The organism is Kitasatospora purpeofusca (assembly GCF_042691725.1).
GTDB lineage: Bacteria > Actinomycetota > Actinomycetes > Streptomycetales > Streptomycetaceae > Kitasatospora > Kitasatospora purpeofusca_B.
This window is the reverse complement of the sequence record NZ_CP170483.1, coordinates 302,166-327,068: the sequence shown is the minus strand read 5'-3', so window position 1 is coordinate 327,068 and position 24,903 is coordinate 302,166. Positions and strand designations below refer to the sequence as shown.

The 24,903-nt window shown below is 74.6% G+C and carries 22 protein-coding genes; 14 read left to right on the top strand and 8 right to left on the bottom strand.

The genetic code is table 11. The features are described from left to right. Positions 1 to 86 precede the first annotated feature (86 nt). On the bottom strand, positions 87 to 887 hold the full coding sequence (locus ACFCLZ_RS01475; protein WP_380282725.1) for an acetoacetate decarboxylase family protein: 801 nt from the start codon (positions 885 to 887) through the stop codon (positions 87 to 89). Positions 888 to 1,285: 398 nt separating this feature from the next. Between ACFCLZ_RS01475 and ACFCLZ_RS01470 the strand changes: the two genes are divergently transcribed. Further along, positions 1,286 to 2,548 carry a glutamine synthetase family protein gene (locus ACFCLZ_RS01470; protein WP_380286410.1) on the top strand — a complete coding sequence of 421 codons (1,263 nt, stop codon included), beginning with the start codon at positions 1,286 to 1,288 and terminating at the stop codon, positions 2,546 to 2,548. A gap of 134 nt (positions 2,549 to 2,682) precedes the next feature. Here ACFCLZ_RS01470 and hpaD read toward each other — a convergent pair whose 3' ends face one another. From hpaD to ACFCLZ_RS01450, 4 genes are all read right to left on the bottom strand, one after another. Next, complete coding sequence (hpaD, locus tag ACFCLZ_RS01465) at positions 2,683 to 3,723, bottom strand: 3,4-dihydroxyphenylacetate 2,3-dioxygenase (protein ID WP_380282724.1); 1,041 nt, start codon at positions 3,721 to 3,723, stop codon at positions 2,683 to 2,685. Positions 3,724 to 3,746: 23 nt separating this feature from the next. Next, positions 3,747 to 5,291 carry a 5-carboxymethyl-2-hydroxymuconate semialdehyde dehydrogenase gene (gene hpaE / locus ACFCLZ_RS01460; protein WP_380282723.1) on the bottom strand — a complete coding sequence of 515 codons (1,545 nt, stop codon included), beginning with the start codon at positions 5,289 to 5,291 and terminating at the stop codon, positions 3,747 to 3,749. Positions 5,292 to 5,362: 71 nt separating this feature from the next. Beyond that, complete coding sequence (dapA, locus tag ACFCLZ_RS01455; protein WP_380282722.1) at positions 5,363 to 6,283, bottom strand: 4-hydroxy-tetrahydrodipicolinate synthase; 921 nt, start codon at positions 6,281 to 6,283, stop codon at positions 5,363 to 5,365. A gap of 68 nt (positions 6,284 to 6,351) precedes the next feature. Further along, positions 6,352 to 7,791 carry a fumarylacetoacetate hydrolase family protein gene (locus tag ACFCLZ_RS01450; RefSeq protein ID WP_380282721.1) on the bottom strand — a complete coding sequence of 480 codons (1,440 nt, stop codon included), beginning with the start codon at positions 7,789 to 7,791 and terminating at the stop codon, positions 6,352 to 6,354. A gap of 192 nt (positions 7,792 to 7,983) precedes the next feature. On the opposite strand from ACFCLZ_RS01450, the gene ACFCLZ_RS01445 reads away from it, so the two are divergent. Together ACFCLZ_RS01445 and ACFCLZ_RS01440 are read left to right on the top strand one after the other, a co-directional pair. Continuing rightward, a complete protein-coding gene (locus ACFCLZ_RS01445) occupies positions 7,984 to 8,739 on the top strand; it encodes an alpha/beta fold hydrolase (RefSeq protein ID WP_380282720.1) in 756 nt (251 codons plus the stop codon). Positions 8,740 to 8,816: 77 nt separating this feature from the next. Continuing rightward, positions 8,817 to 9,488: a GntR family transcriptional regulator gene (locus ACFCLZ_RS01440; protein WP_380282719.1), complete on the top strand. Its 672-nt coding sequence runs from the start codon at positions 8,817 to 8,819 to the stop codon at positions 9,486 to 9,488. A gap of 90 nt (positions 9,489 to 9,578) precedes the next feature. Here the strand turns inward: ACFCLZ_RS01440 and ACFCLZ_RS01435 are convergent, their stop codons facing one another. After that, on the bottom strand, positions 9,579 to 10,343 hold the full coding sequence (locus ACFCLZ_RS01435) for an SDR family NAD(P)-dependent oxidoreductase (protein ID WP_380282718.1): 765 nt from the start codon (positions 10,341 to 10,343) through the stop codon (positions 9,579 to 9,581). Continuing rightward, positions 10,340 to 11,341, bottom strand: a complete 1,002-nt coding sequence (locus ACFCLZ_RS01430) for a methyltransferase (protein WP_380282717.1) — start codon at positions 11,339 to 11,341, stop codon at positions 10,340 to 10,342. The genes ACFCLZ_RS01435 and ACFCLZ_RS01430 overlap by 4 nt, the downstream gene beginning before the upstream one ends. A 95-nt stretch (positions 11,342 to 11,436) precedes the next feature. On the opposite strand from ACFCLZ_RS01430, the gene ACFCLZ_RS01425 reads away from it, so the two are divergent. Next, positions 11,437 to 12,453: an aldo/keto reductase gene (locus ACFCLZ_RS01425; RefSeq protein WP_380282716.1), complete on the top strand. Its 1,017-nt coding sequence runs from the start codon at positions 11,437 to 11,439 to the stop codon at positions 12,451 to 12,453. Positions 12,454 to 12,508: 55 nt separating this feature from the next. Here the strand turns inward: ACFCLZ_RS01425 and ACFCLZ_RS01420 are convergent, their stop codons facing one another. Then, on the bottom strand, positions 12,509 to 13,870 hold the full coding sequence (locus ACFCLZ_RS01420; RefSeq protein ID WP_380286409.1) for an amidohydrolase: 1,362 nt from the start codon (positions 13,868 to 13,870) through the stop codon (positions 12,509 to 12,511). 184 nt (positions 13,871 to 14,054) lie between these two features. On the opposite strand from ACFCLZ_RS01420, the gene ACFCLZ_RS01415 reads away from it, so the two are divergent. From ACFCLZ_RS01415 to ACFCLZ_RS01370, 10 genes are all read left to right on the top strand, one after another. Next, entirely contained in the window at positions 14,055 to 15,002 is a 948-nt protein-coding gene (locus ACFCLZ_RS01415) for an alpha/beta hydrolase (protein ID WP_380282715.1), read from the top strand. Continuing rightward, positions 14,999 to 15,766, top strand: a complete 768-nt coding sequence (locus ACFCLZ_RS01410) for an ABC transporter ATP-binding protein (protein ID WP_380282714.1) — start codon at positions 14,999 to 15,001, stop codon at positions 15,764 to 15,766. The genes ACFCLZ_RS01415 and ACFCLZ_RS01410 overlap by 4 nt, the downstream gene beginning before the upstream one ends. Then, positions 15,763 to 17,517, top strand: coding sequence for an ATP-binding cassette domain-containing protein (locus tag ACFCLZ_RS01405; RefSeq protein WP_380282713.1), 1,755 nt, complete (start codon positions 15,763 to 15,765; stop codon positions 17,515 to 17,517). Before ACFCLZ_RS01410 ends, ACFCLZ_RS01405 begins: the two co-directional genes overlap by 4 nt. Positions 17,518 to 17,626: 109 nt before the next feature. After that, entirely contained in the window at positions 17,627 to 18,796 is a 1,170-nt protein-coding gene (locus tag ACFCLZ_RS01400; RefSeq protein ID WP_380282712.1) for an ABC transporter substrate-binding protein, read from the top strand. A gap of 43 nt (positions 18,797 to 18,839) precedes the next feature. Then, complete coding sequence (locus ACFCLZ_RS01395; protein WP_380282711.1) at positions 18,840 to 19,712, top strand: branched-chain amino acid ABC transporter permease; 873 nt, start codon at positions 18,840 to 18,842, stop codon at positions 19,710 to 19,712. 56 nt (positions 19,713 to 19,768) lie between these two features. Further along, on the top strand, positions 19,769 to 20,878 hold the full coding sequence (locus tag ACFCLZ_RS01390) for a zinc-binding dehydrogenase (protein ID WP_380282710.1): 1,110 nt from the start codon (positions 19,769 to 19,771) through the stop codon (positions 20,876 to 20,878). A 176-nt stretch (positions 20,879 to 21,054) separates the two neighbouring features. After that, complete coding sequence (locus ACFCLZ_RS01385) at positions 21,055 to 22,011, top strand: aldo/keto reductase (RefSeq protein ID WP_380282709.1); 957 nt, start codon at positions 21,055 to 21,057, stop codon at positions 22,009 to 22,011. Positions 22,012 to 22,015: 4 nt separating this feature from the next. Further along, on the top strand, positions 22,016 to 23,719 hold the full coding sequence (locus ACFCLZ_RS01380; protein ID WP_380282708.1) for an amidohydrolase: 1,704 nt from the start codon (positions 22,016 to 22,018) through the stop codon (positions 23,717 to 23,719). A 140-nt stretch (positions 23,720 to 23,859) separates the two neighbouring features. Beyond that, positions 23,860 to 24,249: a hypothetical protein gene (locus tag ACFCLZ_RS01375; RefSeq protein WP_380282707.1), complete on the top strand. Its 390-nt coding sequence runs from the start codon at positions 23,860 to 23,862 to the stop codon at positions 24,247 to 24,249. 77 nt (positions 24,250 to 24,326) lie between these two features. Continuing rightward, the gene (locus ACFCLZ_RS01370; RefSeq protein ID WP_380282706.1) at positions 24,327 to 24,902 is read left to right on the top strand and encodes a hypothetical protein; all 576 of its coding nucleotides are present in this window, start codon (positions 24,327 to 24,329) and stop codon (positions 24,900 to 24,902) included. The last annotated feature ends 1 nt before the right edge of the window (position 24,903 follow it).

Below are 24,903 nucleotides of genomic sequence, written 5' to 3'. Positions count from 1 at the left end.
CGAATCTAGCGCGCCCGGTACTCCATTTGCACCCGTACGACTGTCGGCGGCCGGGTGCGGGCCCGGGTGCGGGCCCGCACGGGGGCTCAGCCGCCGGTGGCGGACTCCAGCAACCGGCCGCCGTTCCAGACCACCCCGACCTGCCGGTAGTAGGCGCCGATCGGCTCCTCGATCCGCAGCGCGGCCAGCTCCTCGGTCGGCGCCTCGAACAGCTCCAGCTCGGCGGTGCCGCGCCAGGCCGGCCCCGCTTCGAACGCGGCGGCCCCGCTCTCGACCAGCTCGTCCAGGGCGAGCGTGCCCGGCCGGTCGATGGCGGGCAGTCGGCGGTGGTGGGCCATCGGGTGGCCGTTGACGAAGCCGTTCGTCGCGGACTCCTCCTCCAGCGTCACCACCGCCTGGGCGAGCCGCCGGTCGGCCGCCGCGAGGGTGGCGCCGAACCGGGCGCCGGGGGCGAGCCGGGGCGCCGGGCCGTAGGGGTGCGGGCGGGTCTGGTGGATCGAGCCGAGCTTCTTCGGGTAGCCCTGGTGCAGGCCGCGCGCGATGGCGAAGTCCTTGTCCACCCAGATGTAGACGCAGCGCGAGTAGGTGCGGCCCCGGTAGGAGCAGCGCACCACGGCGAAGCACTCCTTGTACTGGGAGCGGACCGGGTCGAGCAGTTCGGCGCCGTCGGCGGCGCAGGACTGCCAGTCGGCCCAGATCAGCGCGACGGCGCCGGGGTCCTCCTCGGCGGGCTCCAGCGGGGCGGGCAGCAGTTCGGCGACCCGGGCGGGGTCGGTGCGGTACTCGACCGTCAGCAGGTCGCCCGAGTAGTGCCAGGGCGGGGACGGGACGAGCGAGGAGCGGCCGGTGGCCGTCCTGGGGTGAAAGAAGCCGTGCACGGTGGCCACGGCACCTCCTGGATCGCGGGGGCCGGGGAGAGCGGCGGCGCGGCGGCGCCGCGGTCTCTCGTTTGGGGCCATACGATATGCGCCCGCGGCGCGGCTGTCACCCTTTCGGGTCCGATCGCGCGGATCCGCCCGGGGGGCTTGTCCGACGGTGCCGGTCGGGCCTACTGTTTGATCCCAAACGAGAGTTCGAGTCGGAGCTGACCACGCGCCCGCCCGGACCGAGGTTCACTCCCTCCCCCCACGCCCGCCTCACGAGGAGGCCCGCAGTGACCGACCCGGTCGCCACCCCCAGCGCCGCCCCCGACCCGGCCCCCGCCGCCGCGTCCGACCCCGAGGCGGCCGCCGCCGCCCTCAAGGCCCGCGGCATCGATGTCGTCCGGGTCACCTACCCGGACCTCATGGGCACCGACCGCGGCCGCGACGTCCTGGTCGACGCCCTGCCCGCCGCCGTCCGCCACGGCCTCACCTTCTGCCGCGCGATCTACCACACCGGACCGCTCGGCGAGGTCGTCCCGGTCGAGGGCGGCCTCGACGCCGGCCTGCCCGACATCACCGTCCACCCCGACCTCGCCACCCTGGCCCCGCTGCCCTGGGAGCCCGGCGTCGCCTGGTGCCTCGGCCGCACCACCGACCCGAGCACCGGCCGCCCGTGCCCGGAGTCCCCCCGCGAGGTCCTGCACGGCGTCACCGAGCGCCTCGCCGGACTCGGCCTGACCGCCGTCGTCGGACCGGAGCTGGAGTACTTCCTCTGCGAGCCCGACCCGGCCGCCCCGAGCGGCTGGCGCCCGTACGCGGCCGCACCGGGCAACGTCTACGTGGCCGGCCGGCGCGGCGACCCGGACGGCCACCTGCTGCGCACCCTGCGCCTGCTCGCCGGGCTCGGCATCGGCGCCACCATGGGCAACCACGAGTTCTCCGGCGGCCAGTTCGAGATCAACCTCACCCACTCCGAGGCCGTCGACGCCGCCGACCGGGCCTTCCGCTTCAAGGCCGCGGTCAAGGAACTCGCCCGCGCCGAGGGCCGGCTGGCCACCTTCATGGCCAAGCCCTTCAACAGCGAGGGCGGCTCCGGCTTCCACCTGCACGTCTCCTGCCTCGACGGGGACGGGCACAACGTCCTCGCCGACCCCGGCGCGCCCGACGGGCTTTCCGCCACCGCCCGGCACGCCGTCGGTGGCGTCCTGCGGCACGCCCAGGCGCTCGCCGCGCTGCTCAACCCCACGGTGAACTCCTACAAGCGGTTCGGGCCGGACACCCTGGCGCCCTGGCTGATCGACTGGGGCCTGGACAACCGCAGCGCGATGGTGCGCATCCCCCCGGAGCGCGCCGGCTCGACCCGCCTGGAGGTGCGCCTCGGCGACGCCGGTGCCAACCCCTACCTCGCCGTCGCCGGGCTGGTCGCCGCCCTCGCGCTCGGCGTCGAGGAGGCCGTGGAGCCGCCCGCGCCGCTGGAGGGCTACGGCTACGACGCGACCAAGGCCCCCGTGCTTCCCGGCTCGCTCGGCGCCGCGCTGGACGCCCTGGAGGCCGACACGGCGCTCTGCGAGGCGCTCGGCAAGGGCTTCACCTCGGCCTTCCTCGCCTTCAAGCGGGCCGAACTGGAGCGCTTCTCCCGCCACGTCACCGACTGGGAGTTCCGCGAGTACGGCTACCACCTCTGAGCACCGGCCCCATCGGCCCCGCCGCCCCGGCCCCGGGCGGCGGGGCCTCGCCGTCGCCCGGGGCCGGGAACGACAGCGCCGCCCCGGGCCGGCGGGCCCGGGGCGGCGCGAGGGGTGGCACGAGGGGGTGGCCGTCAGCGTTCGGCGGCGGGCGCCGGGATGATGCCCAGCCCGTCCGCGCCCACCTGCACGGCCGACTCGTCCAGCGCCGCCGAGACCACCGGCTGCGGCCTGCCGTCGAGGTCCAGGACCGGAGTGGCCTCCTTGTACCAGGACTCGATCACCGCGTTGCCCCAGAAGTCCCGCCGCCGGTCGTCGTGCACGTTCCAGCGGTAGGTCTCGTGGTCCGGGTCCCCGGTGTAGTAGTCGGAGGTGTAGATCTCCACCCGGTGCCCGTCGGGGTCGCGCAGGTACAGGTAGAAGGCGTTGGACACGCCGTGCCGGCCCGGACCGCGCTCGATGTGGTGCTCGGCCCGCAGCGAGCCGAAGATGTCGGCCGTGCGCAGCACCTGGTGCGCCTCGGGGGCGAACACCCCGACGTGGTGCATCCGCGGCCCGGCGCCGCTGGTGAACGCCACGTCGTGCACCGTCTGCTTGCGGAACATCCAGGCCGCGTACAGCTCGTGCTCGTCGCCCTCGATGGTCTCCGAGCAGCCGAAGCCGAGCGCGCGGTAGTGCTCGTAGGCGGCCGGGATGTCCGGCACCACGATGTTGAAGTGGTCCATCCGGGCGACCTCCGCGCCGCGGCGCAGGTCGTAGCGCTGGATGAGCCGCTCGGCCCGGTCGATCGCGTGGAAGAACTCGACCGGGAAGCCCAGTGGGTCCACCACGCGCACCGCCTCGCCGATGCCGCGGGTGCCGGCGCCGGCCGGCACCCGGCGCACCGGGCAGCCGAGCGCGGTGAAGTACTCCTCGGCGCGGTCCACGTCCTCGGGCGTGCGCACCCGGTAGGCGAGGTGGTCGAGCGCGGGCGCGTCGCCGGCCCGCAGCACCAGGCTGTGGTGGGTCAGCTCGTCGGTGCCGCGCAGGTACAGCGCGCGGTCGTCCTCGTACTGGACGTGGAAGCCCAGCATGTCGACCCAGAACCAGCGGGCCCGGGGCACGTCCGTGACGACGAGCTGCGCGTAGGCGGAGCGGACGACGTCCGGCGGGGCGGGCAGCTGCGTGACCTCCATCTGCGTGACTCCCTTCTGCGGGTTCAGTGCTGCTCGTCGGCGCCGAAGCGCGGCGTGTGGACGTCCCCGAGCATCACGTGGACGATCTTGGACTCGGTGTAGAAGTCGATGCTGTGCGCACCGCCCTCGCGGCCGAGGCCGCTGGCCTTCACCCCGCCGAACGGCGTGCGCAGGTCGCGGACGTTGTGCGAGTTGATCCAGACCATGCCGGACTCCACCGCGTGGGCGACCCGGTGACCCCGCTTGAGGTCGGACGTCCACACGTATGCGGCCAGACCGTATGCGGTGGCATTGGCCAGGTCAATGGCCTCCTGCTCGTCGTCGAACGGCGCGACCGCCACCACGGGGCCGAAGATCTCCTCCTGGAAGATCCGGGCCTCGCGCGGCACGTCCGCGAAGACGGTCGGCTGGAGGTAGTTGCCCTCCGGCAGGTGCGCCGGGCGCCCGCCGCCGGCCACCAGGCGGGCCTCGGACTTCCCGGCCTCGACGTAGTCCAGCACCCTCCGGTAGTGCACCGGGTGCACCAGCGCGCCGACCTCGGTGGCCGGGTCGCCCGGCAGCCCGACCCGCACCCGCTCGGCCCGCTCGGCCAGCCGGCGGGTGAACTCCTCGTACAGCGGCCGCTCCACCAGCACCCGGGAGCCGGCCGTGCAGCGCTCGCCGTTGAGCGAGAAGACGCCGAACACCACCGAGTCCAGGGCCGCCTCGACGTCGGCGTCCGCGAAGACCACGACCGGGGACTTGCCGCCCAGCTCCATGGAGACGGTCTTCAGCCGGTCCGCCGAGCAGCGCACGATGTGCCGCCCGGTGGCGGTGGAGCCGGTGAAGGAGAGGATCGGCACCTCCGGGTGGTCCACCAGCGCCTGGCCGGCCTCCGGGCCGAGGCCGTGCACGATGTTGACCACGCCGGCCGGCAGGCCCGCGTCGGCGAGGATGCTCGGCCACAGGCTGGCCGACAGCGGTGTCCACTCGGCCGGCTTGAGCACCAGGGTGCAGCCGGAGGCGATGGCCGGCGCCAGCTTCCAGCTCTCCAGCATGAACGGGGTGTTCCACGGGGTGATCAGCCCGGCCACGCCGACGGGGGTGCGCACCACGTAGTTGAGCTGCTGGGCGCCGACCCGGAACGCCTCCTCGCCGAGGGCGACGACGACGTCGGCGAAGTAGCGGAAGTTCTCGGCGGCGCGCCGGGCCTGGCCGCGCGCCTGGGTGATCGGCAGGCCGGTGTCGAAGGATTCGAACGCGGCCAGCTCCTCCTCGCGGGCCTCGACGGCGTCGGCGATCCGGTTGAGCAGGGTCGCGCGCTCGCGGTTGCCGAGCGCCGACCAGGCCGGGAACGCGGCCCTGGCGGCGGCCACGGCCCGGTCGACGTCCGCCGCGCCGCCCGCCGCGAGGGTGGCGTAGGCGGTGTTGGAGACCGGGTCGGCGACATCGAGCACCCGGCCGTCGGCGGACGGCACGGCTTCGCCGCCGATCCAGTGCAGGATCTCGCCGGGCAGCCCGGCGGGGCGGGCCGGGACGCCGGCCGGGTCGGTGGCGGCCTGCGGGGCCGCCTCGGTGGTGGTGGTCATCTCGTCTCCTGCGCTCGGGGTGGTCGGGATTGTCGGGGCGTCCGGGGTGGCCGGGGCGGTCGGGCCCGGGGTCACAGCTGCTGGGTGAGGTCGCCGCCGGCCGCGAGCAGCGCGCGGATCCGCTCCAGGCCGACCTCGGTCGGCGCGGTGAGCGGCGGGCGGACGTGCTCGGAGGCGATCCGGCCCTGCCGGGCCAGCACCCACTTCGCCGGGGCCGGGTTGGTCTCCACGAACAGCAGGTCGACCAGCGGGTGGAGCCGGTAGTGCAGCTCGCGGGCGCCGGCGTGGTCGCCCTGCTCCCACAGCTCGTACATCCGGGCCACGGCGGCGGGTGCCAGGTTGGCGACGGCGCTGATGAAGCCCGCCCCGCCGAGGGCCATCAGCGGCAGGCAGAGCAGCTCGATGCCGGACCAGACGAGCAGTTCGGGGCCGCAGGCGTGGATCACCCGGGAGAAGTGCTCGAAGTCCTTGGTGGTCTCCTTGACGCCGACGACGTTGTCGAAGTCGGTGAACAGCCGGCGCACCGTCTCCGGCTCGATGTCCACGGCGGTGCGCGAGGGCACGTTGTAGACGACCAGCGGCAGGTCCGGGAACTCCCGGGCCACCGTGGCGTACCACCGGTACAGCGCCTCCTGGGTGGGCCGGGCGTAGTAGGGGGTGATCACCAGGGCGGCGTCGGCGCCGAGTTCGGCCGCGGCGGCGGTGAGTTCGAGGGTCTCGTCGAGCTTGGCGGAGCCGGTGCCGGGCAGGAACGGCACCCGGTCGGCGATCTCGTCGGCGGCGGTGCGCATCGCGGCGATCCGCTCGGCGACGCTCTGCGCGCTCGGCTCGCCGGTGGAGCCGCCCAGCGAGATGCCGTGCGAGCCGGAGTCCAGCTGCCAGCGGACGAGGGCGCGCAGCGAGTCGTGGTCGACGGCGCCGTCGGCGGTGAAGGGGGTGACCACGGGGGCGAGGGAGCCGCGGATCACGGACGGGTCGCTTCGGAACTTCATCGGGTCTCCGTGGGGGGAGTGGGGGAGCGGGGGAAGTCGGGAGGAGTCGGGAGGGGAAGGGGAACGGGTCAGTCGCCCCGGCGCTCGCGCTCGTACAGCGCGCGCCAGTGCTCGTTCATCGGGTAGAGGCCGTCGACGCCGGCGCCGCCGTCCACCTGCCGCAGGACGAAGCGCTCCTCGTCCTCCTGGGCGGCGGCGTCCCGGGCGACCTCGGCGGCCAGCGCGGGCGGGATCACCACGACGCCCTCGGCGTCGCCGACCAGCACGTCGCCGGGCATCACCAGCACCCCGCCGCAGTCGACCGGCACCTGGGAGTCCATCGGGACGTGCCGGCGGCCGAGCACGGCGGCGTGCGGGACGGCGTAGTAGGAGGGCAGGTCGAGTCCGGCGAAGGCGGGGCTGTCGCGCAGCCCGCCGTCGGTGACCACGCCGGCCGCGCCGCGGCGCAGCGCGCGCAGCGCCAGGATGTCGCCGAGGGTGCCGGCGCCGTGCTCGCCGCGCGCCGAGATCACCAGCACCTCGCCGGGCAGCAGGTCCTCGACGGTGCGCTTCTGGGCGTTCATGCCGCCGCCGATCTCGGCGAACACGTCCTCGCGCAGCGGCAGGTAGCGCAGGGTGCGGGCGGTGCCGACCATCCGCAGGTCGGGGCGGGCCGGGCGGACGCCCTCGATGAAGTGGTGGTCGATGCCGCGCTTGCGCAGCTGGGCGGAGAGGGTGGCGGTGGAGACGGCGTGCAGCAGGGCGGCGGTCTCCTCGTCCAGCCCGGCGGGGGCGCCCTCGGCCCGCTCGGCGGCGGGCCGGGGCGGCCGCACGGAGCCGTAGGCGGCCTGCCGGGCGTCCTCGGTCACCCGGGGCAGCGCGCCGTACTCGGTGACGCTGGGCTCCTCGGCGACCACCTGGTTGCGCAGCCGGCCGCTCCCCTCCAGCTCGACCTCGACGACGTCGCCGGGGTGGACGACGGTGGAGCCGGCCGGGGTGCCGACGAGCAGGACGTCGCCCGGCTCCAGGGTGGTCGAGCGGGACAGGTCGGCGATCAACAGGTCGACGGGGAAGAGGAGTTCCTCGGTGGAGGCGTCCTGGACGAGCAGGCCGTTGACCCAGGTGCGCAGCCGCAGCCGGGCGGGGTCGACGCCGGTCAGCAGCGCCGGGCCGACGGGGGTGTAGCCGTCGCGGCCCTTGGCCCGCAGATTGGCGCCGAGGTCGGCGTGCTTGAGGTCGTAGACGCCGAAGTCGTTGGCGGCCGCGTAGCCGGCCACGTGCTCCAGGGCCCGCTCGCGGCCGACCCGGTGCGCCCGCTTGCCGATGACCACCGCGATCTCGCCCTCGAAGGCGAGCAGTTCGCACCCGGCCGGGCGGACGACGGGCTGCCCGCTCCAGGAGAGCGAGGAGGGGGGCTTCAGGAAGTAGGAGGGGGAGTCGGGGGTCCGCCCGCGCTCGGCCGCGCGGCTGCGGTAGTTGAGGTGCACCGCGATGATCTTTCCCGGCGCCAGTCCGAGGGGGTGTGCCACATTGCCCTCCTAGAATCGTATACGGCATCATGCACGATAGCGGACGTGATCGACGCTGGCCATGGTTGATCGGATGTGACTTCGTACATGATCCGCCGACGCGGACCGGCCCTGTCGAGATCATGACGGGGCGGGTGGGCGTGCAGTACTATCAAAAATCGTATGCGAAAGCAGGGGAGAGGTGCAGTGGTCATGACCCACAGCGACGACCTGGCGGTGCGGATCATCACGCCGGAGGATGGCGACGCAGGCGGCGTCGGAGGCCGGCCGCCCGTCGTCCTGCTGCACGGCTTCGCCTCCGACGGCGAGAGCGACTGGATCGCGCCGGGCACCGCCGCCGCGATCGCCGCCACCGGCCGCACCGTGCTGGTGCCGGACCTGCCCGGGCACGGCGCCTCGCCGGACCCGGCGGACGCCGCCGCGGCGGGCGCCGGCGCCCTGACCGCCCGGCTGCTGGCGGCCCTGGACGCCGCCGGGGTGGGGGAGTTCGACCTCGTCGGCTACTCCCTCGGCGCCCGGCTGGCCTGGGAGTTCCCGGTGGCCGCGCCCGCGCGGGTGGGCCGGGTGGTGCTCGGCGGGCTCAGCCCGTTCGAGCCGTTCGCCGGCGTCGACGTCGAGGCGCTGCACCGCGCGGTCGCCGGCGGCGGCGAGCCCGCCGACCCGTTCACCGGGATGGTCGCCGGGCTGGTCCGCTCCCGCGGCGAGCGCGCCGCCGCGCTCGCCCGCTGTGTCGAGGGTCTGCGCAACACGCCCTTCGCGCCCGGGCGTTGGGCCGGGCGGACGGCCCCGGTGGTGGTCGTCGGCGCGGACGATGTGATGACGCGGGGCATCGAGAGTATCGTTGCTGCTCTTGACGGGGCGGTACTGCTGACCGTTCCCGGCGATCACCAGGGGGCCGTGGCCGGTGCGGAGTTCCGCGGCGTCGTGCTGAAGGCCCTCGCCCGGTGACCGCCCGGGGCGCGCGGACCGCCCAGCGGTCCGCCACGGGGGCGAGTGCCGTGCTGAGGAAGGACGAGGGAACGGCATTGGGTTCCGCGAAGGACCGCACCGGCGGCGGGTCGAAGGCCGAGCAGAGCTACGAGTTGCTCCGCTCACGCATCCTCGACGGCACGTACGGACCGGGCTACCGCCTGGTGATGAACCAGCTCGCGCAGGAGACCGGGGTCAGCACCATCCCGCTGCGGGAGGCGCTGCGCCGGCTGCAGTCGGACGGCCTGGTCGAGGTGGTGCGCAACATCGGCGCCCGGGTGGCGGTCTTCGAGGCCGTCCAGGTCGAGCACTCGCTGCAGATCCTGGCCCGGCTGGAGGGGTACGCGACGGCCGTCTGCGCACCGCTGCTGACGCCGGACCAGATCGCCGCCTCGCGCGAGATCAACGCCCGGATGGTGGCCGCGCTGGACGAGTTCGACCCGGCCGCGTTCACCGCGCTCAACCGCACCTTCCACTTCTCGATCTACCAGCACTGCCCGGACGCGCACCTGCGCGCCCTGCTGGAGGAGGAGTGGGCCCGGCTGGACCACATGCGCCGCTCCACCTTCACCTACGTGCCGGGCCGGGCCCGGCGCTCGGTGGTGGAGCACGAGCACATCCTCGACCTGATCGAGCAGGGCGCCGACACGGCCGAGATCGAGCGGGTGGCCTGCGCCCACAAGGCGGCCACCGCCGACGCGCTGCACCAGGCCAAACCGTCCGGCTGAGCCGGCCCGCACAGCCCGCACGGCGCACGGCGCACGGGAAGGGGCGGGAGTCCTCCGCGGAGGACTCCCGCCCCTTCGGGCGTTCCCGGGTCAGACCAGCAGCTGGCCGCCGTCCACCTGGACCACCGCGCCGGTGATGTGGCGGGCCTGCGCCGAGGCGAGGAACAGCACCAGCGGCGTCAGGTCGCCGGTCTCGGCGATCCGGCCGAGCGGGATCCGCGCCTCCCAGGCGCCGCGCGCCGCCGCGTCGTCCATCAGCGGCGCCGTCATCGGGGTGTGCACCGGCCCGGGGGCGACGCCGTTGACCCGGATGCCGTGTCCGGCGAGCTCCAGGGCGGCGGTGCGGGTGAGCGCGTCCACCGCGGCCTTGGTGGCCTCGTAGTGGCCGAGCCCCGGGGTGGGCTGGCGGGCACCGATCGAGCTGATGTTGACGATCGCCCCGCCCCGGCCGCTGTCGACCATCTGCCGGCCGACCACCTGGGTGACCGTGAAGGTGCCGCGCAGGTTCACCGAGACCACCAGGTCGAAGACCTCGGCGGGCAGGTCGATCAGCGGACCGCCGCCGCCGGCCAGGCCCGCGTTGTTGACCAGCACCTCGACCGGCCCGAACCGCTCGGTGGCCTCGGCCAGCGCCGCGGCCACGCTCGCGCGGTCGGTGACGTCCAGGGTGACCGCCAGCGCGCGGGCGCCGATCTCCCCGGCCACCGCGTCGGCGGCCGCGCGGTTCAGGTCGGCGACCACCACCCGGTCCCCGGCGGCCGCGAAGGCCTCGGCGACCGCCCGGCCGATGCCGCTGGCCGCCCCGGTGACCAGGACGACGCGGCCCGCGCCGCTCGTCGTGTCCTCGGTGTTCATCGTGCCTCCGCGATGATGATGCGCGGGCTGCCGGGCAGCGCGCGGGTCTCGACGGGCTCCCAGCCGGCCTCGCGCAGCCAGCCGCGGACTTCGTCCTGCGGGTAGACGGTCGTGCCGTCGATCACCAGGTACTCGCCGGCGTGCAGGGCGTCGATGGCACGCTGCCGCTCGTCCGAGTCGAGGAAGAAGTCCAGCAGGACCAGCTTGGCGCCCTCGGCCGCCGCCGCGCGTGCCCGGCGGGCGATGGCGCGGTTCTGCTCCGCGTCGAAGCGGTGCGCCACGTGCTCCAGCAGCACCAGGTCGAAGCCGCCCGGGACGTCGCCGGCCACCGCGTCGCCCTCGACGATGTCCACCCGGTCGGCCACCCCGGCCGCGGCCAGCACGTCGCGGGCGTGGCCGACCAGCTCGCCGGCCGAGAAGAAAGTGCCCTTGAGGCCGGGGGCGGCGGTGAGCGCCTCGGCCAGGAAGGAGCCGGACAGGCCGCCGAGGTCGAGCACCCGCTCGTGCGCGGTGAAGTCGTAGTGCTCGGCGAGCTGGCGGGCGTGCAGCGCGTTGTACGTCATCACGCCGCCGAGGAAGGTGGTCATCCGGTCGCCGCCGAGGTCCAGCCGCTGGGGCTCGGCGGTGCGGCTGGTGTCGCCGAAGCCCAGCCAGTGGCCGTAGCTGATCTCGTCGAGGAAGGTGAGGAAGGGCCGCAGGTCGATCTGGCCGTCGGCGCCGGTGAGGTACGCGGCGGTGCTGGGCGAGTTCGCGTACCGCCCGTCGGTGCGCTCCAGCAGGCCGAGGCCGGCCATCGCGTCGGCCAGGATGCGGCTGGTGCGCGCGGGCAGGCCGGTGCGCTCGGCGATCTGCGGCACGTCCAGCGGGCCGTCGGCGAGCGCGGCGAACAGGTTCGCGTCCGCGGCGGCGAAGAGCTGCTTGGCGGCCATGTAGCCGACGGCCACCTCGACGATCGGGGCCGGGTCCGCGGAACGGGGGGATTCCGGGCGAAGGGACATATCGCGTCCTCCTTGACGAAAAGAATATGCCGGATGCTATACGATCGCCTTCCCGGCGGCCAGAGCCGGACCACTCGGATCCTCAGGAGGTTGGCGTGGAGTTCTCGGAAACCGTGTCCCGCAGCAGCGGCACCCAGGCGGTGCCCCGGCGCGGGCTCGGCGCGCACGGGCCCGAGGTGCCGGTGTTCGGCCTCGGCTCGTGGAACACCTGGGACCGGATGACCACCGACGAGGCGGCCGAGCTCGTCGCCCGCGCCGTCGCGCGCGGGGTGAACCTGTTCGACGTCGCCCACTACAACTTCGGCCCGCACGCGGAGAACGCGGTCACCGACATCCTCTTCGGCGAGGCCGTGCGGGGCGCCGGCCTGTCCCGCGCCGACTACCTGCTCTGCGGCAAGCTGTGGCTCTGGGACTACCCGAAGGCCTCCTTCGCCGAGCAACTGGACGTCTCGCTGGCCCGGGTCGGCACCGACCGCGCCGACTTCGTGGTGGTCGGCGACCACCTGGGCGCACTGGACGTCCCGGCGGTGGTCACGGACGTCGCCGAGCAGGTGCGGGCCGGGCGGTTCACCGCCTGGGGCGTCAACAACTGGTCGGCGGACGACCTGGGGGCCGCCCACCGCTTCGCCGTCGCGGAGGGGATGGAGCCGCCGTCCTTCGCCCAGCTCAAGTACAGCCTGGCCCGCCGCTCGGTGCCCGAGGGCGAGCCCTACGGGCGGCTCTTCGACGAGGCCGGCCTCGGCCTCCAGGCCTCGGACGCCTTCGAGGGCGGCATCCTGGCCGGCAAACTGCACCCGCAGCGCAAGATCGGGGCCGACCCGGGCGGCATCCGCGAGCGGATCCGGGAGTCGTACCCGCAGGTGCTGCGGATCGCGGAGGGGTTCGGCGCCACCCCGGCCCAGCTCGCGCTGGCCTTCACGCTCACCCACCGGGCCGCCGCGAGCGTGCTGTTCGGCGCCAGCGGCCTGGAGCAGTTCGAGGCCAACCTCGGCGCGCTGGAGCTGCTGGAGCGCCACGGGACCGAGCTGCGCGAGGCGGTTGCCGGGCTCTGGCTGGACCGCGACGTCGTCCACCCCGGCGCCTCCTGGGGCACCGACGCCCCGGCGAACTGAAAGACCGGCCGCCCCGGACCTTCCGCGTCGGAGGTCCGGGGCGGCCGCGTCGTGGTCAGGCCTCGTGCACCACCCGGCCGTCCAGCACGGTCATCGCCACCGGCACCTCGGGCAGCGCGGCCGGGGCGACCTCCCGCAGGTCCGCGTCCAGCAGGCACAGGTCGGCCGCCCTGCCGGCCTCCAGCGTGCCCTTCCAGCCCTCGGCGCCGTCCTGCCGCGCCGGGGCCGCGGTGTAGGCGTACAGCGCCTCCACCAGGGCGAGCCGCTGGTCGCGGCCGGTGGCCTCCACCGCCCGGGTGGCCGCCGCGGCCGCGCCGGCCCGCCAGTTGGGGGCGAGCACCGGGGCGTCCGAGCTGAGGCAGAGCGGCACGCCCGCCGCCAGCGCGTCGCGCACCGGCCAGGCGTGCGCCAGCGCGTCGGCGCCGAGCGCCCCGGCGAGCATCGGGGCGGTCGCGGCGGCGATGCCCGGCTGGGTGTTCAGGCCCACCCCGGCGGCGGCCATCGCGGCGAGCGTCGCCGGGTGCAGCACGTCGCCGTGGATCAGGTAGTGCCGCCCGTCCCGGCCGTCCGCCGCCCGGGCCTCGGCGAAGGCCTCGGTGACCACCCGGGTGGTGCGGCTGCCGGTGGCGTGCACCCCGATCTGGTGGCCGGCCGCGTGGGCGGCCCGGATCATCGCGCGCAGGTTCGCCTCCCGCTCGCCCGGGTCGGCGCCGTCCACCAGCAGGGCGCCGTGGCCGCCGTCGGCGTACGGCTCCTCGCTCCAGGCGCTGCCCATCGGCGGGATGCCGTCGGCGAAGATCTTCACCCCGGCCACCCGGAACCAGCCGGGCACCTCGGCGGGCGCCTCGAACCCCTTGAGCCCGTGCAAAAGGTCGCCGGCGCTGCTCGCGCCGTCCAGCAGGCCGAACAGCAGCAGGGCGGTGACCCGCGCGCGCAACAGGCCCTCGGCGGCCAGCTCGGCGTACTCGGCGAGGACGGCGGAGGAGAAGCAGCCGGTCGGCCCGCCGTCCTCGCCGGGGCCGAGGCCGGGCTCGGTGTAGCTGGTGATGCCGAGGGAGGCGAGCAGTTCGCCGGTGCGCAGGATCGCCCGGCGCCGCTCGGCGGAGGTGGTGAGCGCGGCCAGCGCCGGCCCCTCGCCCGCGTGGTCGTGGCCGTCGTGGCCGTGCCCGCCGTCGCCGAAGCCGCCGCCGTCCGGCGCGGCCGCCAGTCGCGCCATCAGCGTGTCCGGCCACATCGTGCCGAGCCAGGCGCCGTGCAGGTGCGAGTCGTTGATGCCGGGCAGCAGGGAGCGCCCGCGCAGCTCCACCACCCTGGTCCCGGGCCCGATCAGCGGCGCCACCTCGGCATCGGTGCCGACCCGCACGACGGTGCCCCCGTGCACGGCCAGCGCCTCGGCGACCGTGCGGGCGCCGTCCATCGTGTGCACGCGGCCACCCCGCATGACCAGGTCAGCTGCGGCGATTCCGGCCTGGAATCCGTTGCGCATCATCTTGCTCCCAGCTCTGGACACCGTGGATTGTGACTGCTTAACGTACATGGAATCAGATACGATTTTCGAGTGCCGAACCCCCCAGCGGCACCCGGGCAATCGGAGGTAAACGATGCCCCTGCACCCCGAGGCACAGCTGATCATCGACCGGGCCGGTGCGGCGGAGCAGCCCGCCCAGCCCGTCGAGCTCGATGCCGCGACCATGCGTGAGCAGTTCCGCACCACCTGGATCATGCCGCAGACCCTGCCGTCCGTCGGCTCGGTGGTGGACACCACCGTGCCGGGCCCGGCCGGCGACATCCCCGTGCGGATCTACACCCCCGAGGGCGAGGGCCCCTTCCCCGCCTTCATCTGGCTGCACGGCGGCGGCTGGACCATCGGCTGTCTCGACGAGAACGAGTACTCCTGCCGCGCCGTGTGCGCCGCCGCCGGCGCCGTGGTCGTCTCGGTGGACTACCGGCTCGCCCCGGAGCACCGCTACCCGGCCGCCGCCGACGACTGCTACGCCGTCCTCACCTGGCTCCACGAGCACGCCGCCACCCTCGGCGCCGACCCCGGGCGCCTCGCCATCGGCGGCGAGAGCGCCGGCGGCAACCTCGCCGCCGTCACCAGCCTGCGGGCCCGCGACCACGCCGGTCCCCGGATATCCCTTCAGGTCCTGGTCTCCCCGGTGGTCGCCCACCCCGACGAGGGCCGGGTCTCCTACGCCGACTACTCCGAGGGCTACTTCCTGTCCAAGGACAGCATGGACTGGTTCTTCACCCAGTACCCGCGCGACGCGAACGACCTCGCCGACCCCTACCTGCTCCCGCTGCGCGCCCGCGACCTGTCCGGGCTGCCCCGGGCGCTCGTCCTGGAGGCCGAGTACGACGTGCTGCGCGACGAGGGCGAGGAGTACGCCCGGGCGCTCGCCGCCGCCGGCGTCGAGACCTCCCTGGTGCAGTTCGACGGCCTCATCCACGGCTTCTTCGGCCTGCTCGCCACCGACCTCACCGACGCCGCCCGGGCCCACGCCCTGGTCGCCGACGCCATCCGCGCCGCCTGCGGGGCCGAGCGATGACACCCGCGCTCGCCCTGCGCGACGTCCGCATCAGCCGGGCCGAGGCCCCCGTCGTCCACGGCGTGAGCCTGGACGTCGCCCCCGCCTCGGTCACCGTCCTGCTCGGGGCCAACGGCGCCGGCAAGACCACCCTGATGGACGGCATCGCCGGCCTGGTGCGCTGCACCTCCGGCACCGTCAGCCTCGACGGCAGGCCCATCGACAAGCTGTCCACCTACCGCCGCGCCACCGCCGGACTCGCCTACGTCGAGCAGGCCCGCAGCGTCTTCCGCACCCTGACGGTCGAACAGAACCTGCTGGTCGCCCAGCGGGACGGCGCCGACCTCGACACCGCCTACCGGCTCTTCCCCGAACTGGACAAGCGCCGCGGCCTGCAGGCCGGCCACCTCTCCGGCGGCGAGCAGCAGATGCTCGTCCTCGGCCGCGCCCTGGTCTCCCGGCCGAGGACGATCCTCATCGACGAGATGTCCTCCGGCCTCGCGCCGGTGGTCGTCCACCGCCTGATGAGGGCCGTCGCCGACCTCGTCGACCTCGGCATCGCCGTGCTCCTCATCGAGCAGTTCGCCCACCTCGCGCTGGAGATCGGCGAGCGGGCCTACGTGCTCAGCAAGGGCCGGATCGCCTACGACGGCCCCTGCGCCGAACTGCGCGGCGACGCCGACCGGCTGCACGACTTCTACTTCGGCGCGACCCCGCAGCCCGCCGGCGCGGCGGTGGCGGACCACGGCCCGGGCAGCGGCCCGGTGGAGAGCGGGGGAGCATGAGCCTCACCGAAAGACTGGCCGGCGACCGACGGGCATTGCTCACCGGCCTCGGCGCCGCCGTCGCCGCGTGCGTCCTGGTTCCCGCCCTGCTGCCGGCCTACTGGGTGTACCTGGCGATCACCGCCGTGGTCAGCGCCGTGATCATGCAGAGCTACGGCGTGATCGTCGGCCGGGTCGGGGTGATGTCGCTCTGCCAGATGTCCTTCGCCTCGATCGGCGCCTGGGTGGTGCTGCGGCTCAACGTCGCCGACGCCCCCGGCGGCTTCCTGGTCTGGCTGGTGCTCGGCGGCCTGGCCGCCGTCCCGGTCGGCGTCGCGATCGGCCTGCCCGCGCTGCGCATCCGCGGCGTCAACCTGGCCGTGGTGACCTTCGGCTTCGCGGTCTCCGCCGACATCGTGCTGAACGCCAACCAGATGCCCGGCATGGCCGAGCTCAAGACCCTGGAGCGGCCCGCGCTGTTCGAGGAGGACGGCGCCTACTTCGTCCTGGTCGTCGTCGTCTTCACCGTGATCGCCCTCGGCCTCGCGCTGCTGAACCGCACCCGGCTCGGGATGTCCTGGACCGAACTGCGCCACTCCGAGCGGGCCGCCGCCGCGCACGGCGTCTCGGTCGCCCGCAGCAAGCTCGCCGCGTTCGCGATCAGCGCCTTCGTCGCCGGTGTCGGCGGCGGCCTGATGGCCGGCCAGCTGGGCCTGGTCGTCCCCGGCAACTTCGCCATGATGCAGTCGCTCGCGCTGTTCGCGGTCGCCATCATGATCGGCCCGCACAACCCCGAGGGCGCCGTGATGGGCGGCATCTTCGGCGCCGTGATGGCGACGATCCTGGAGAAGCTGGACCTGCCGCAGGACCTCGGCGGCATGCTGTTCGGCGTCGGCGCCGTCTTCGCGCTGCGCAGCGGCGTCAGCCAGACCGACTTCACCCGCTCCCGCAAGCGCGAGCGCGCCGCCCGCGCCTTCCTGAAGGAGCACCAGGCCACCGCCGCCGACCGCCCGGCCGAGCCCGAGGCGCCCGTCGCCCCCGCCACCGTGGCCACCGGCGAGCCGGCCCTCACCGTCAGCGGGCTGACCGTCCGCTACGGCCGGGTCACCGCCCTCGACGGCGTCGACCTGACCGTCCCCCGGGGCGCCGTGGTCGGCCTCATCGGACCCAACGGCGCCGGCAAGTCCACCTTCATCGCCGCCGTCACCGGCTTCGTCGGCGGCTACCGGGGCGGCGTGGCGCTCGCCGGCACCCCGCTCGACCGGCTCAGCCCCAGCGCCCGCGCCACCCGCGGCCTGCGCCGCACCTTCCAGACCACCACCATCGCCCCGGAGCTCACCCAGTACGAGTACCTCACCATCGGCGCCGGCCGCAGCCTGTCCACCGAGGAGGCCGACGAACTGCTCGACTTCTTCGGCTGCCCGCCCGGCCGCCTGCCCGTCTCCCTGGTCGACGCCGGGGCCCGCCGCCTGCTGGACGTCGCCGCGGCCGTCGCCGCCCGGCCCGCCGTCGCGCTGCTCGACGAGCCCGCCGCCGGCCAGTCCGCCGCCGAGTCGCTCGCCCTCGGCCGCCGGCTCGCCCAGGTGCCCGCCCGGTACGGCGTCTCCGTCCTGCTCGTCGAGCACGACATGGACCTCGTCCAGGCCGCCTGCTCCGAGGTCACCGTCCTGGACTTCGGCCACGTCATCGCGAGCGGACCGACCGGCGAGGTGCTCGCCGACCCGACCGTGATGGCCGCCTACCTCGGCACCGCGGACATGCCGGTCGCCTGACCGGCGCCCCGCGCCGCCCCGCTTCCCGCACCCCCACACCCACCCTCGCGCGGGACCGCGCAGCTCCCCCTGTTCAAGCGCGCCCCCACTGAACGGAATGAGTGCACCCATGACGCACGCCCGGCCGATCGCCGCCCTCGCCGCCGCCACCGCACTGGTCCTCGGCGCCACCGCCTGCACCAGCTCCGGGTCCGGCTCCGGTTCGGAGTCCGGCCCGATCAAGGTCGGCTCGATCAACGGCATCACCGGCCTGTTCCAGACCCCCGAGGTCCCCCAGGCGGTCAAGGCCGTCTTCGACGAGGTCAACGCCGCCGGCGGCATCAACGGCCGCAAGCTGGAACTCGTCAGCATGGACGACGCGATGAACCCGCAGCGCTCCACCGAGGCCGCCGTCGACCTGGTGAAGTCCAAGAAGGTCGTCGCCCTGGTCGGCTCCTCCAGCGCCGTCGACTGCGGCCTCAACCGCGCCTCCTACAGCAAGGAGAAGATCGTCTCGATCCCGGCCGTCGGCGTCGACCCCGCCTGCTTCAGCAGCCCCAACATCGCCCCGGTCAACCCCGGCCCGTTCAACCTGCTCACCGCCAACCTCTACTACGCCTCCGAGGTGCTCAAGCGGGACAAGGTCTGCCTGGACTACACCGTGCTGCCCGGCAGCGGCGGCGGCATCGAGGACGCGATCAAGAAGTGGACCGAGCTGACCGGCAAGCAGCTCGCCCACAAGGAGCTGGCCATCGCCGAGGGCGACCCGACCAAGTACCTGGTCGCCGACAAGGGCGCCGGCTGCCAGGCCGTCCTCTACAACGGCATCGTCGGCCCGTACTTCGCGCAGGCCAGGACCCAGGGCATGGACGACGTCGACTTCATCGTCGGCGCCAACAGCTACACCGACGCCAACGCCCAGGCGATCCCGGCCGGCCTCAAGGTCTACGCCGGCACCGAGTGGCAGCCCTACACCGACACCGCCCTGCCCGGCAACGAGCGCTGGTCCCAGCTGGTCGACAAGAACAAGATCCAGAAGACCGCCTTCAGCCAGGGCGGCGTGATGGCCGCCGACCTCTTCGTGCAGGTCCTCAAGGGCATCTCCGGGCCGATCACCCGGGAGTCCGTCACCAAGGCGTTCAAGACCATGCAGCCGCTCGAGTACCCGATGGTCGGCACCCCCTGGGTGTTCGGCGAGGGCGACGCCCACAACTCCGTCCAGGGCAGCCGCTTCGTCCAGGCCGTCGACGGCGCCTGGAAGGTCCTCCCCGAGGGCTTCGTCGTCCCCGGCAAGAAGTGACCCCCACCCCGCAGGACCCCCGCCGGACCCCAGGAGGTGTCCCATGCTCAACTCCACGCTCGCGGGCCTGACCGGCGGCGGCGTCTACGCCCTGCTCGGCCTGTGCGTCGTCCTGACCTACCGGCTCGTCGCCACCGTCAACTTCGCGATGGCCGCCGTCGGCGCGATCGGCGCCTTCGTCATGGTCGGCCTCACCGACGACGGCGTGAGCCTCTGGCTCGCCCTGCCCGCCGGGGTGCTCGCCGGGGCGGCGCTGTCCGCCCTGCTCGGCACCGTGCTGGTGCGCTGGTTCGCCGGCCACTCGCAGAACACCAAGGCGGCCGTCACCGTCGCCGTCTACGTCGCCGTGATGGCCGCCGGACTGCGGCTGTTCGGCTCCACCACCACCGGCGCCCACACCTTCCCGAGCCCCTTCGAGAAGCCGGTGCTCACCCTCGGCGGCGTGGTGATCCCGCAGTCCGTGCTGGTCACCATCGCCTTCGCGGCGGTGATCACCGTCGGCGTCGGCCTGCTGCTCGGCCGCACCCGGCTCGGCCTGCGCCTCCAGGCGCTGTCCGAGCAGCCCGCCACCGCCGAGGTGGTCGGGATCCCGGTGGCCCGGCTGGCCGTCGCCGTGTGGGCCGCCATCGGCGCCGTCACCACGCTGGTCGTGGTGCTCGCCGCGCCGCGCCTGGGCGGGGACTTCTCCACCCTCGGCAAGCTCATCAACACCGCGCTGGCCGTCGCCATGCTCGGCGCCTTCCGCAGCCTGCCGCTGACCCTGCTCGGCGGCCTCGTCCTCGGCTGCCTGGAGGGCCTGTCCGCCTCCGTCGAGGCGATCCAGAAGTACCAGGGCGTGGTGCCCTTCCTGGTCATCGTGGTGCTGCTCTGGTGGCGCAGCCGCAACGAGGTCTGGGACACCGCCCACAGCCGATGACCGGTCCGGGCACCCGCCCGGACCGTCGACCAGGGGAACGAAGGAGACGAAGGACCATGACGCTTCCGACCGGCACCAGGGCCGCCGTGCTGCACGCCCACGGCGAGCCGCTGGTGATCGAGGAGCTGCCGCTGCCCCGGCGGATCGAACCGGGCGCCGCCCTGGTGCGCGTCGACTGCGCCACGCTGTGCGCGACCGACGTCCACCTGTGGAGCGGGGCGATGTCGCTGCCCGGGATGCTGCCGCTGGTCCTCGGCCACGAGACGGTCGGCACCGTCGTCGCGGTGGGGGAGGGCACCGTGGACGCGCTCGGCCGCCCGGTCGCGGTGGGCCGCCGGATCGGCTGGTCCGAGTCCACCTGCGGGTTCTGCCACGGCTGCACCGTGCTGCGCAACCCGGTGGCCTGCGAGGACCGCGGCTACGGATTCCGCCAGCGGGCCGACCGCTACCCGTACGCCACCGCCGGGCTCGCCGAGTACAACTACGTCGTCCCGAACGCGCAGAAGTACCTGCTGCCCGAGGAGGTCGGGCCCACCTGGGCGGCCGCGGCCGGCTGCGCCGTCAAGACGGTGCTGCACGCCTTCGACCGGGCCGGCGGCACCCGCCCCGGCTCCTCGGTGGTGATCCAGGGCGCCGGCGCGCTCGGCATCGTCGCCACCGCCGTGGCCAAGGCGGGCGGCGCCGGACCGGTGATCACCATCGGCGCGCCGGACAGCCGCCTGGAACTCGCCACCGAGTTCGGCGCCGACCTGACGCTCGGTCTGGCCGACGGCCCCGAGGCCCGCCGCGAGGCGGTGCTCGCCGCCACCGGCGGGCGCGGCGCCGACCTGGTGATCGACCTCGCCGGCGCGCCCGGCGTCGGCGCCGAGGCGGTGGACCTCGCCGCCTGGGGCGGGCGGTTCGTGGTCGTCGGCACCACCGGACCGGCCCTCCAGGAGCTGCCGCTGGGCACCGTCATGGGCAAGGAGCTGACCGTGCTCGGCTCGCTCAACGGCGACGTCGGCGACTACCACCGGGCGGTGGAGTTCCTGGCCGCCTTCCGCTCGCACTTCGACTGGGACGCGCTGTTCAGCGCCCCGGTCGGCCTCGGCGGGGCGACCGGCGCCATCGAGGCGATGGCCCGCCTGGAGCAGACCAAGGCCGTCGTGCACCCCTGGCTGCCCTGAGGCGTGTCCGGCCCCGTTCCGCCCCGCGCCGGCGGCCTTCCGCCGGCGCCCCCGATCCGCCCGGCGCCCCGCGGCGTCCCTCACGTCCCGGTGTCCCGTCCCCGGGGCGCCGGGTGCCCCTCCCGAGCACCCGCCCGCCCGATCCCTCCGTCACCCCCGACCCCGTGAGGACCACCATGACCGTCGTCCCCCGCCGCCGGCTCGGCACCGCCGGACCCGAGGTGTCCGCCCTGTCCCTCGGCTCCTGGCACACCTACGACCGGATGGACTTCGGCGACGCCGTCGCCATGGTCCGCCACGCCGTGGACCTCGGCATCAACCTCTTCGACGTCGCCGTCTACGGCATCCCCGGCCAGCCGCCGGTCTTCACCGACGTGCTGTTCTCCGCCATTGTGCGGGCCGGCGGCCTCGCCCGCGCGGACTACCTGCTCTCCGCCAAGCTCTGGCTGGAGCCCTACCCCCAGCTGTCGCTGCGCGACCAGCTGGCCAACGCCCTCCTCCGGGCCGGCGTCGAGCACGCCGACCTCGCCGTGCTCGGCGACATCCGCCGCGACGACCTCGACCTGCGCGCCGTCGCCGAGGAGCTGGCCGAGCTGGAGAAGGAGGGCCTGATCGGCTGCTGGGGCGTCAACAACTGGTCCGCCACCGCGATCCGCACCATCCGCGAGCACGCCCGCGCCGCCGGCTCGCCCGGCCCGCAGCTCGCCCAGCTCAAGTACAGCCCCTGCCGCCGCGCCATCCCCGACGGCGAGCCCTTCGCCGAGCTGTTCGCCGAGGGCCTCTCCCTCCAGGCCTCGGACATCCTGGAGGGCGGCATCCTGGCCGGCCGCACCAGCCCCGCGCGCGAGATCGGCCGCGACCCGGGCGGGATCCGCGACCGGATCACCGAGGCGGCCGGCTCACTGGCCGCCGTCGCCGCCGACCTCGGCGCGACCCCCGCGCAGCTCTGCGTCGCCTTCGCGCTCACCCACCCCGCCACCGCCACCGTGCTGTTCGGCGCCAGCCGGATGCGGCAGCTGACCGACAACGTCGGCGCCCTGGCCCTGCTGGAGCGGGTCGGCGCCGAGCGCGTGCGCGAGCTGGTCGAGCCCTACTGGGCGGACCGCGGCGTCGTCTCCCCCGAGGGGCCCTGAGACCGTGGACCTCCCCGCCGACCTCGTCCTCGTCGACGGCGACGTGCTCACCGTCGACGCCGGGTTCCGCACCGCCCAGGCGCTGGCCGTCCGCGACGGCGTCATCACCGCCGTCGGCAGCACCGCCGCCGTCCTCGCCCACGCCGGGCCCGCGACCGAGGTGGTGAACCTGCGCGGCCGCACCGTCCTGCCCGGCATCAACGACTCGCACCTGCACGGCCACGCCTGGGGCCTCAACCGCCCGCCGCTCGCCCTCGACCTCAACTTCCCCGTCGTCCGCTCGATCGCGGACGTCGTGGCGGCCGTCGCCGCGGCCGCCCGCGCCGCCGCGCCGGGGGAGTGGATCGTCGGCCGCGGCTGGGACACCGGCTACCTGGCCGAGTGCCTGGACGGCAGCCGGGCGATGCCCGACCGCGCCGACCTCGACGCCGCGGCCCCCGACAACCCCGTCTGCCTGACCGACTTCTCCGACCACATCGCCTGGGTCAACTCGGCCGCCCTGCAAGCGGCCGGCATCGGCCCCGGCACCGAACCCCCGCCCGGCGGCACCATCGACGCCGACCCGGCCGGCCACCCCACCGGCATCCTGCGCGAGGCCGCCCAGGGCGCCGTCCAGGCGCACATCCCCCGCCCCGACGAGCACCGGCGCCGCGCCGCGATCACCGGGGCGATCGCGGCCCTGCACGCCCTGGGCACCACCAGCTACACCGAACCCGGACTCGGCCCGGGCGGCGAGAGCATCATGGCCGGCGCGATGGGCAGCGGCGCGCTGCACACCTACCTGGAGCTCGCCCGCAGCGGCGACCTGCGGGCGCGGGTCAGCCTCCTGCTGCTCCCCGCCCCGATGGGCGGCGGCCTGGCCGACGTGCGGTCCGGGCTCGCCGAGCTGGCCGGGATCTCCCTGGAGGGCGTCGACCCGCGCCGGTTCAACCTCCTCGGCGTCAAGCTGTTCGCCGACGGCGTGCCGCCCCACCGCACCGCCTGGATGCACGACGCCTACGAGGGCGGCGGCCACGGCGCGCTGTGCGTGCACGGCAGCGGGCCCGCGGTCCAGGCCGTCGAACTCGCCGCGATGATCCGGGCCGTGCACGTGGCCGGCCACCAGCTGGGGGTGCACGTCACCGGTGACCGGGCGATCGACACCGTCACCGAGGCCTTCGCCGCCGCCCAGCGTGCCCACCCGCGCGCCGACGCCCGGCACTACCTCATCCACGGTGACTTCGCGACACCGCGCAGCCTGGCCCTGCTGGCCGAGCACGGCTACGGCGTCAACATGAACCCGGCGATCAAGTGGACGATCTCCGACCTCATGGACGAGGTGGTCGGGGCGGAGCGCTCCGGCAGGATGTGGCCGGTGCGCTCCGCCCTCACGGCCGGCGTACGGCTGTGCGCCAGCTCGGACGCGCCGATCACCGAACCGGACTGGCGGCGGGGCGTCGCCTCGATGCTGCTGCGCGAGTCCAAGGCGACCGGCCGCACCAGCGGACCGCAGGAGCGCGTCGGCCTCCCCGAGGCCGTGCGCGCCTACACCTCCGCCCCCGCCGTCCAGGACTTCGCCGAACACTGGAAGGGCAGCCTCGAACCCGGGAAGGTCGCCGACCTGTGCGTCCTCGGCGGCCGCCTCGCCGACACCTCCCCGCACGACCTGCCCGACCTCCCGATCGACCTCACCCTCTTCGACGGCCAGGTGGTGCACGGCACCCTGTGACCGCTCCGCCCGCCCACCGCCCCCGGCCCGCCGGGGGCGGTCCGGCGCTGCCCGCCGACACCGGGGGCCGCCGATACCCGGACGACCGATTTTTCCGGATTACCCGGGCGCGGAAGGACTTTGTGGGACATGATCGGCCCGTGCCGATTGACAACATGAGTCCGAACAGCGCGACCCTGCCCGCCTCCTGGACCGCCTGGTGGTTCCGGCGCTGCGAGACGCACCTGCAGGCGGTCACCGTCGAACTGTCCTGGTGGGGCCACGACTTCTCGGACGGCCCGCCGGACGCCGAGGACGCGCTCATCCTCCTGCGCCGGACCGCGGCCGGCCTCCAGGCCGCCGGGCCCGGCCCGCAGGGAGCGGAGACGGCCGCGCTGCTGCTCCGCGCCACCACCCCGCTGGAGGCGGCCGAGGCCTTCACCCGACGGCTCGGCCCGCAGGTCCTTCCGCTGGTCTCCCACCACTTCGGCACCGCCGCCCGCCACCTGGCGGCGGCCCGCGAACACCTCGCGTCGGGCACTCCGAGCTGAGGCCGCCGGCGGGCGCCGCCGTGCCGCCCCCGAAAAGGACCGCGCAGGCACGCCCGGATTGGGCGATCATGGCAGCCATGACGGACGCAACCGGACCGGAGCCGCTGGGCACATGCCTCGTGGCCAATGTCGCCCAGGAGACCAGCCACGGCGAGGGCGGGCTGGAGATCCGCGCGGGGCTGCGGCACTTCGCGCCCGGGGCGAAGGTGTGGATCGCACCGCCGGCCTGGGGCGACGGCGGCGAGAACGTCATCGTGGCCGGACGCCATCGGGGCAACCACCGCCGCTACATCCGGATCGTGATGGCGAGCCGCTTCCTGGTGAACTTCCGGGTCCATGACGTCTACAGCCCGGCGCTGGTGCGTGCGCTGACGGAGGCGGAGCCCGGTGCGGAGAAGGAGGTCGGCGCCCACGTCCTGTGGCCCCGGGAACAGGCGGAGAGCTGGGCGCGGTCCTGGAACACTCCGAAGATGACGGCGCGGGTGGACGGCGACCGCGGCCGGAGCCACCTGGTCACCGATCCGCCGCCCCTGGAGCTGCGGCTCGACGGCGTCACCCACTACCTGGCCCACTTCAACGCCCACGGAGCCCGCTACTCGACCGAGCCGCCGCCCGTGGAACCCTCGCCGCCGACCGGTCGCGGCATGTCCTAGA

Coding starts and splice junctions, on each gene's coding strand:
- hpaD (WP_380282724.1), bottom strand. CDS start 3,723: ATGGAGGTCACGCAGCTGCCCGCCCCGCCGGACGTCGTCCGCTCCGCC.
- hpaE (WP_380282723.1), bottom strand. CDS start 5,291: ATGACCACCACCACCGAGGCGGCCCCGCAGGCCGCCACCGACCCGGCC.
- dapA (WP_380282722.1), bottom strand. CDS start 6,283: ATGAAGTTCCGAAGCGACCCGTCCGTGATCCGCGGCTCCCTCGCCCCC.
- ACFCLZ_RS01410 (WP_380282714.1), top strand. CDS start 14,999: ATGACACCCGCGCTCGCCCTGCGCGACGTCCGCATCAGCCGGGCCGAG.
- ACFCLZ_RS01405 (WP_380282713.1), top strand. CDS start 15,763: ATGAGCCTCACCGAAAGACTGGCCGGCGACCGACGGGCATTGCTCACC.
- ACFCLZ_RS01385 (WP_380282709.1), top strand. CDS start 21,055: ATGACCGTCGTCCCCCGCCGCCGGCTCGGCACCGCCGGACCCGAGGTG.
- ACFCLZ_RS01435 (WP_380282718.1), bottom strand. CDS start 10,343: ATGAACACCGAGGACACGACGAGCGGCGCGGGCCGCGTCGTCCTGGTC.
- ACFCLZ_RS01390 (WP_380282710.1), top strand. CDS start 19,769: ATGACGCTTCCGACCGGCACCAGGGCCGCCGTGCTGCACGCCCACGGC.
- ACFCLZ_RS01470 (WP_380286410.1), top strand. CDS start 1,286: ATGGGCACCGACCGCGGCCGCGACGTCCTGGTCGACGCCCTGCCCGCC.
- ACFCLZ_RS01420 (WP_380286409.1), bottom strand. CDS start 13,870: ATGGACGGCGCCCGCACGGTCGCCGAGGCGCTGGCCGTGCACGGGGGC.
- ACFCLZ_RS01415 (WP_380282715.1), top strand. CDS start 14,055: ATGCCCCTGCACCCCGAGGCACAGCTGATCATCGACCGGGCCGGTGCG.
- ACFCLZ_RS01430 (WP_380282717.1), bottom strand. CDS start 11,341: ATGTCCCTTCGCCCGGAATCCCCCCGTTCCGCGGACCCGGCCCCGATC.
- ACFCLZ_RS01400 (WP_380282712.1), top strand. CDS start 17,627: ATGACGCACGCCCGGCCGATCGCCGCCCTCGCCGCCGCCACCGCACTG.
- ACFCLZ_RS01395 (WP_380282711.1), top strand. CDS start 18,840: ATGCTCAACTCCACGCTCGCGGGCCTGACCGGCGGCGGCGTCTACGCC.
- ACFCLZ_RS01445 (WP_380282720.1), top strand. CDS start 7,984: ATGACCCACAGCGACGACCTGGCGGTGCGGATCATCACGCCGGAGGAT.
- ACFCLZ_RS01370 (WP_380282706.1), top strand. CDS start 24,327: ATGACGGACGCAACCGGACCGGAGCCGCTGGGCACATGCCTCGTGGCC.